Origin of the sequence: Accumulibacter sp. (assembly GCF_031732815.1) — a bacterium.
Lineage (GTDB): Bacteria > Pseudomonadota > Gammaproteobacteria > Burkholderiales > Rhodocyclaceae > Accumulibacter.
The window spans coordinates 6,314-12,322 of the sequence record NZ_JAVMKF010000310.1; the positions used below are offsets into that span (position 1 = coordinate 6,314).

7 protein-coding genes are annotated in these 6,009 nt (G+C 62.2%); all 7 read right to left on the bottom strand.

Annotation, left to right across the window (positions count from 1 at the left end):
* Nucleotides 1-410: pyridoxal-phosphate dependent enzyme (locus RKP46_RS18650; protein WP_311108013.1), on the bottom strand; the 410-nt coding region annotated here is incomplete at its 3' end.
* A complete protein-coding gene (gene rfaD / locus RKP46_RS18655) occupies nt 403-1,407 on the bottom strand; it encodes an ADP-glyceromanno-heptose 6-epimerase (RefSeq protein ID WP_311108014.1) in 1,005 nt (334 codons plus the stop codon). The genes rfaD and RKP46_RS18650, both read right to left, overlap by 8 nt.
* A gap of 14 nt (nt 1,408-1,421) precedes the next feature.
* On the bottom strand, nt 1,422-2,354 hold the full coding sequence (gene rfaE1 / locus RKP46_RS18660; protein ID WP_311108015.1) for a D-glycero-beta-D-manno-heptose-7-phosphate kinase: 933 nt from the start codon (nt 2,352-2,354) through the stop codon (nt 1,422-1,424).
* 221 nt (nt 2,355-2,575) lie between these two features.
* Nucleotides 2,576-3,745: a lipopolysaccharide assembly protein LapB gene (lapB, locus tag RKP46_RS18665; protein WP_311108016.1), complete on the bottom strand. Its 1,170-nt coding sequence runs from the start codon at nt 3,743-3,745 to the stop codon at nt 2,576-2,578.
* 52 nt (nt 3,746-3,797) lie between these two features.
* A complete protein-coding gene (locus RKP46_RS18670) occupies nt 3,798-4,079 on the bottom strand; it encodes a LapA family protein (RefSeq protein WP_311108017.1) in 282 nt (93 codons plus the stop codon).
* 63 nt (nt 4,080-4,142) lie between these two features.
* Nucleotides 4,143-4,439, bottom strand: a complete 297-nt coding sequence (locus tag RKP46_RS18675; RefSeq protein WP_300333098.1) for an integration host factor subunit beta — start codon at nt 4,437-4,439, stop codon at nt 4,143-4,145.
* An 8-nt stretch (nt 4,440-4,447) separates the two neighbouring features.
* Nucleotides 4,448-6,009 (bottom strand): 30S ribosomal protein S1 (rpsA, locus tag RKP46_RS18680; protein ID WP_311108018.1); only part of this gene is annotated, 1,562 nt, incomplete at its 5' end.

Below are 6,009 nucleotides of genomic sequence, written 5' to 3' on the forward strand. Positions count from 1 at the left end.
TCGTTGCGCATGCCTTCGGCGACATCGCGCGCCAGTTCCATCCCGCCGTCACGTGGCGTCAGCACCAGCTCGGCGCCGAAGGCGCGCATCGTCTGCCGCCTTTCTACGCTCTGATTCTCGGGCATGACGAGGATCATCCGGTAGCCGCGCAGCGCGGCGGCCATCGCCAGCGCGATTCCGGTGTTCCCCGAGGTGGCTTCAATCAGCGTATCGCCGGGCCGAATCTCGCCGCGCTCCTCGGCGCCGGCGATCATCGACACGGCCGGCCGGTCCTTGACCGAGCCAGCCGGGTTATTCCCTTCCAGTTTGGCCAACAGGAGATTGCCGCGCGCCTCGCCCACCGCCCCGGGCAGGCGTTTCAGACGAACCAGCGGCGTTTCGCCGACGAAGTCTTCGAGCGTTCTATGCATGTTGGTCAAGCCATTCGACGTAGCGCGCAACGCCTTCCTGGACGGTCGCGAAGGGTAGTTCGTAGCCTGCCTTGCGTAGTCTCGAAATGTCTGCCTGGGTGAAGCTCTGATACTTTCCCGCCAGATCGGCGGGGAACGGGATGTATTCGAGCAGTCCGCGTTGAACCAGCTCGGGCAAGTCCAGCGCCGCCTCGCCAGCAAGCGCGCGACAGCCGTTGACCGTGGCCGCCGCCAGTTCGTTGAAGCTCTGCGCGCGGCCAGTGCCGACATTGAAGATTCCAGACTTGTCGGGATGATCGAGAAAGAAGAGGTTGACGCTGCTCACATCGCCGACATGGACGAAATCGCGCTGCTGTTCGCCGTCGGCGTAGCCGTCGCTGCCGGTGAAGAGCTTGACCCGGCCTTCGCTGCGGAACTGCTGATAGTGATGGAAGGCAACCGACGCCATGCGCGCCTTATGCGCTTCGCGTGGTCCGTAAACATTGAAGTAGCGCAAGCCGACGACCTGCGAAGCAAACGAGCCGACTTCGCTGAGTCGCCGGCGAACGACCTGGTCGAAGAGGAACTTCGAATAGCCATAGACGTTCAGCGGCGCCTCGCACGCGCGCTCCTCGCGAAACACCCTGCCGCTACCGTAAGTTGCGGCGCTCGAGGCGTAGAGAAACTGGACTTCCTGGTCCAGGCACCAGTCGAGCAAGGATAGCGAGTAGCGATAGTTGTTTTCCATCATGTAGCGACCGTCGCTCCCCAGCGTATCCGAGCACGCACCGAGATGGACGATCGCCTCGACGTCACCATCGAAGTCGCCTTCGGCCAGTCGTTCAAGAAAGTCGTCCTTGTCGATGTAGTCGGCAACCTCACAGTCGACCAGATTGCGGAACTTGACTGCCCGCGTCAGGTTGTCGACCGCGATGATCTTGCGCAATCCACGGTCGTTGAGTGCCTTGACCAGATTGGAACCAATGAAACCAGCCGCTCCGGTAACAATCGTGTACATTGAATCTCCTCACCTCAATTGAGCGCAGACTCGAGCTCGCGGCGACTGACCACCGCCGTCCCCAGCTTGCCGACGACGATTCCCGCCGCCACGTTGGCGGCGCGCACCGCATCGGCCCATCCGGCACCCCCAGCCAGCATGACGGAAAGCGTCGCGATGACCGTATCACCGGCGCCCGAAACGTCGAAGACCTCACGCGCCAGCGCTTTTTCGTGCACGGCGCCGCCGGCACGGACGAGCGACATCCCTTCTTCGCTGCGCGTCACCAGCAGCGCCTCGAGATCGAGCGCACTGCGTAAAGCCTCGGCCTTGCGCACCAGTTCCGCCTCGTCTTGCCAGCGTCCGACGATCGCGCGCAACTCGGCCCGGTTCGGCGTGACCACCGTCGCACCGGCGTATTTGGCGAAATCGTCGCCCTTGGGATCGACCAGAATTCGCTTCCCGGCCGCGCGCGCCAACCGGATCATTTCCGCAATGTGTGCCAGCCCACCCTTGCCATAGTCGGAGAGAACCACCGCATCGAAATCGGTCAGACGCGCGGCGAACTCGGCGAGCTTGCCGCGCAACACCTCGTGCGAGGGGGTCGTCTCGAAGTCGATGCGCAGCAACTGCTGCTGCCGGCCGATGACGCGCAGCTTGACCGTCGTGCTTATCGCACGGTCGACGTGCAGGCTGACCTCGATACCGCTCGCCGACAGCAGGCGCTGCAGGCTCTGCCCGGCTTCGTCGTCACCGACGACCGAGAGCAACCCGACGCGCGCACCGAGTGCCGCCACGTTGCGCGCCACGTTCGCCGCGCCGCCCGGTCGCTCTTCGTTGCGCTCGATCTTGACCACCGGCACCGGCGCTTCCGGCGAGATGCGCGCCACATCGCCAAACCAGTAGCGATCGAGCATGACATCGCCGACGACGAGGACGCGCGCCGTCGCCTGATCAGGAATGTGCATGACAGCTCTGCCAGACAGGAAGAAGCGTGTTGCGTGCGCCGAGCGCCGACCGCGCGCGCCGCGACCAGCGGCGAATACCCGAATCGGCGCCGTACTGCAGCCGTCTGCCCAGATTCAGCGAATCGGCGGACAGGGCCTGACGCAAGTGGACGAACGACAGTCGGGTCATCGGCAAGTACATTGACGCTGCGCTGGGGAAGCGGCGGCAGCAAGGTTGCAAGCTAGGGAGCAAGATCGAATTCTTCGCTGCGCTTGGGCGAGTAGGTTTCCCAGCCGCCGCAAGCCGGGCAGCGCCAATAGAACTGGCGCGCCTTGAACCCGCAATTATCGCATCGATAACGCGCCAATCGGCGTGTGTACCCGTGCACGATTCCCTTGGCCAGTTCGAGATCCGGACGCACTTCCGGCGTAGCAACCAGTAGCCGGGCTTCGAGCAGCTTGTCGAAACCGAGCAGCGTCGGATTGCGCTTGAGTTCGTCACGCACCAGCTTGTACGCAGCTTCCGGCCCGTCGCTTTCGAGGACGAGTTGAAAAACGACGTCGAGCAGATCGAGCGACGGATATTGTTCGAGATAACCGTTGAGCAAGCGCAGACCCTCCTCACGCCGCTCGAGTTTGCGGAAAGCCTCGAGCAGGCGCTGCGCGACCAGCGCAAGATACGTCGGGTCCTGCTGCTCTATGCGTTGCCAGGATTCGATGGCCGCCGCCGGCTGCTCCTGCTGCAGGTGGATGTCGCCCTGCAACAGACTGGCGCGTACGCACTTGCGGTTGCGTTCGAGTGCGGTCTGCAGGTAGCCGACCGCCAGGTCGTGCCGCGAACGAATCATTTCTGCGGCTGCCAGTTCGCAGAAGTACTCGGCAATCTCTTTGTGTGAAGCGTAGTCCGGCAGCTCGGAGGCAATCGCGATCGCCTTCTCCCAGTCCTTTTCGAGCTGATAGATTTCCAGCAGGTTGCGCTTGGCGTCTTCCGCCAGCGCCGAGTCGCGCAAGCGGTCGAAGACCTCCTCGGCACGGTCGAGCAGCCCGGCTTTCAGGTAGTCCTGACCAAGCTCGGAGAGCGCTTGCAGCTTCAGGTCCTGCTTCAGGTCTTCGCGTTCGATCAGATTCTGGTGCATGCGAATCGCCCGCTCGGTTTCGCCACGCCGGCGGAACAGGCTGCCCAGTGCAAAGTGCAGTTCTATCGTCTGCGGATCAACCCGGACCGCCTCGACAAAAGCCTCGATCGCCCGGTCGGGTTGCTGGTTGAGGAGAAAGTTGAGCCCCTGAAAGTAGGAGCGCGGCAGGCTGCGCGACTCGCGCACCAGGTGCCGGATGTCGATCCGCGCCGCCGCCCAGCCAAGACCGAAGAACAGCGGGAAAAGCAGCAACTGCCAGTATTCGAACTCAATCATGTCCGATCAACCTTCTCCCTGTGCAGGGTCCGCACCTTCTTGTCCAAGTCGATCACGCCTGCGCTTCGCGCTCGCCAGCGTGCACCAGACGCGCCTGTTCCAGCTCCCGTCTGGCCGTCGCCAACTCACGACGCAAGTGAAAGATGGTCGCCATCAGCGACAGGACGGCGACAATTGCCCCACCAACGAAGAAACTCAGGAGAACGATCACCAAGGGCGCGTGCCAGGCCAGATCGAAGAAGAAGCGCACGGCCACCGGATCGGTATTGCGCACGGCAAACGCAAAGAGGAAGAGAAAAAGCAGAATTCGCGACAGCCAGAGCAGCGTACGCATCACTCACTTCCCGGCGAGAAACGGGCGGCTCGCGCCGCCCGCATGCTACGACTAAGCGACCACTCAGACCACCGGTTCCTGCGAGCCGTCGACGCGTTCCCGCAATTCCTTACCTGCCTTGAAGTGCGGCACCCACTTTTCCGGGACGTCGACTTTCTCACCCGACTTCGGATTCCGGCCCGTGCGCGGCGGCCGGTAGTTCAGCGAAAAACTTCCGAAGCCGCGAATCTCGATGCGGTCACCCCTGGCCAACGCTTCGGCCATCGCCTCGAGGATCATCTTGACCGAGAGGTCAGCATCCTTGGTCACGAGTTGCGAAAAACGCGCCGCCAGTTGAGCGATAAGATCCGACTTGGTCATCCGTCATCCTACTGAGGGGTGTTGAGCTTGGCCTTGAGCAGAGCGCCAAGGTTGGTCGTCGCCGAACTGGCACTGCTGTCGGCCGAGAACTTCTGCATCGCCTCGTGCTGCTCGGCCTGATCCTTGGCCTTGATCGACAGACTGATCGAACGCGTCTTGCGATCGATGTTGATGATCATCGCCTCGATCTTGTCGCCTTCCTTGTACACCTTGCTGAGGTCGTCTATGCGCTCGCGCGAGACTTCAGAAGCACGCAGGTAGGCCTCGATGTCGCCGTCGAGAATGACCACCGCGCCGCGTGCATCCACCGACTTGACCACACCAAAAACAATGCTGTTCTTGTCGTGCGTGGCAATGTAGCTGGTGTAGGGATCACCGTCGAGTTGCTTGATGCCGAGCGAAATCCGCTCCTTGTCGGTATCGATGGCAAGCACCACGGCGTCGACTTCATCGCCCTTCTTGAAGTTGCGGATCGCCTCTTCGCCGGGCAGCGACCACGACAGGTCGGAGAGATGAACGAGGCCGTCGATGCCGCCCGGCAAGCCGATGAAGACGCCGAAGTCGGTGATCGACTTGATCGCACCGCGCACCCGGTCGCCCTTCTTGTAATTCATCGAGAACTCGTCCCACGGATTGGCCGCGCACTGCTTCATGCCGAGCGAAATGCGGCGGCGGTCCTCGTCGATCTCGAGAATCATCACCTCGACTTCGTCGCCCAGTTGAACCACCTTTGATGGATGGACATTCTTGTTCGTCCAGTCCATTTCGGAAACGTGCACGAGGCCTTCGATGCCCTGTTCGATCTCGACGAAGGCGCCGTAGTCGGTCAGGTTCGTCACCCGACCGAAGAGGCGCGTGGTCGGCGGATAGCGGCGCGAAATGCCGACCCAGGGGTCTTCGCCCAACTGCTTGAGGCCGAGCGAAACACGGTTCTTTTCCTGGTCGAACTTGAGAATCTTGGCCTGCACCTCGTCGCCGACAGCCAGCACTTCCGACGGATGGCGCACGCGACGCCAGGCCAAATCGGTGATATGCAGCAAACCATCGATGCCGCCGAGGTCGACGAAGGCGCCATAGTCGGTGATGTTCTTCACCACGCCCTTGACCACGCTGCCTTCCTTGAGCGCCGCAAGCAGCGCGTCGCGTTCTTCGCCGACACTGGCTTCGAGTACCGCACGGCGCGAAACGACGACGTTGTTGCGCTTGCGATCAAGTTTGATGACCTTGAACTCGTAGGTCTTGCCCTCGTAAGGCGTGGTGTCCTTGACCGGCCGCATGTCGACCAGCGATCCCGGCAGGAAAGCGCGAACGCCGTTGGTCATCACCGTCAGCCCGCCCTTGACCTTGCCGGTGATCGTTCCGACGACCAGCGTTCCGTCGTTCAGCGCTTGTTCCAGTGCGTTCCAGGCGGCGACCCGCTTGGCGCGGTCACGCGACAGACGCGTTTCGCCGAAACCGTTCTCGAGCTGTTCGATCGCAACCTGAACGAAGTCGCCGATCTTGACCTCGACCGCACCCTGATCGTTGAGGAATTCCTCGAGTTCGATGTAGCTTTCCGACTTGAGGCCGG

Excerpts from the sequence above, each read along its gene's own strand:
- rfaE1 (WP_311108015.1), bottom strand. The coding sequence starts at position 2,354 with ATGCACATTCCTGATCAGGCGACGGCGCGCGTCCTCGTCGTCGGCGAT.
- RKP46_RS18675 (WP_300333098.1), bottom strand. The coding sequence starts at position 4,439 with ATGACCAAGTCGGATCTTATCGCTCAACTGGCGGCGCGTTTTTCGCAA.
- lapB (WP_311108016.1), bottom strand. The coding sequence starts at position 3,745 with ATGATTGAGTTCGAATACTGGCAGTTGCTGCTTTTCCCGCTGTTCTTC.
- RKP46_RS18670 (WP_311108017.1), bottom strand. The coding sequence starts at position 4,079 with ATGCGTACGCTGCTCTGGCTGTCGCGAATTCTGCTTTTTCTCTTCCTC.
- rfaD (WP_311108014.1), bottom strand. The coding sequence starts at position 1,407 with ATGTACACGATTGTTACCGGAGCGGCTGGTTTCATTGGTTCCAATCTG.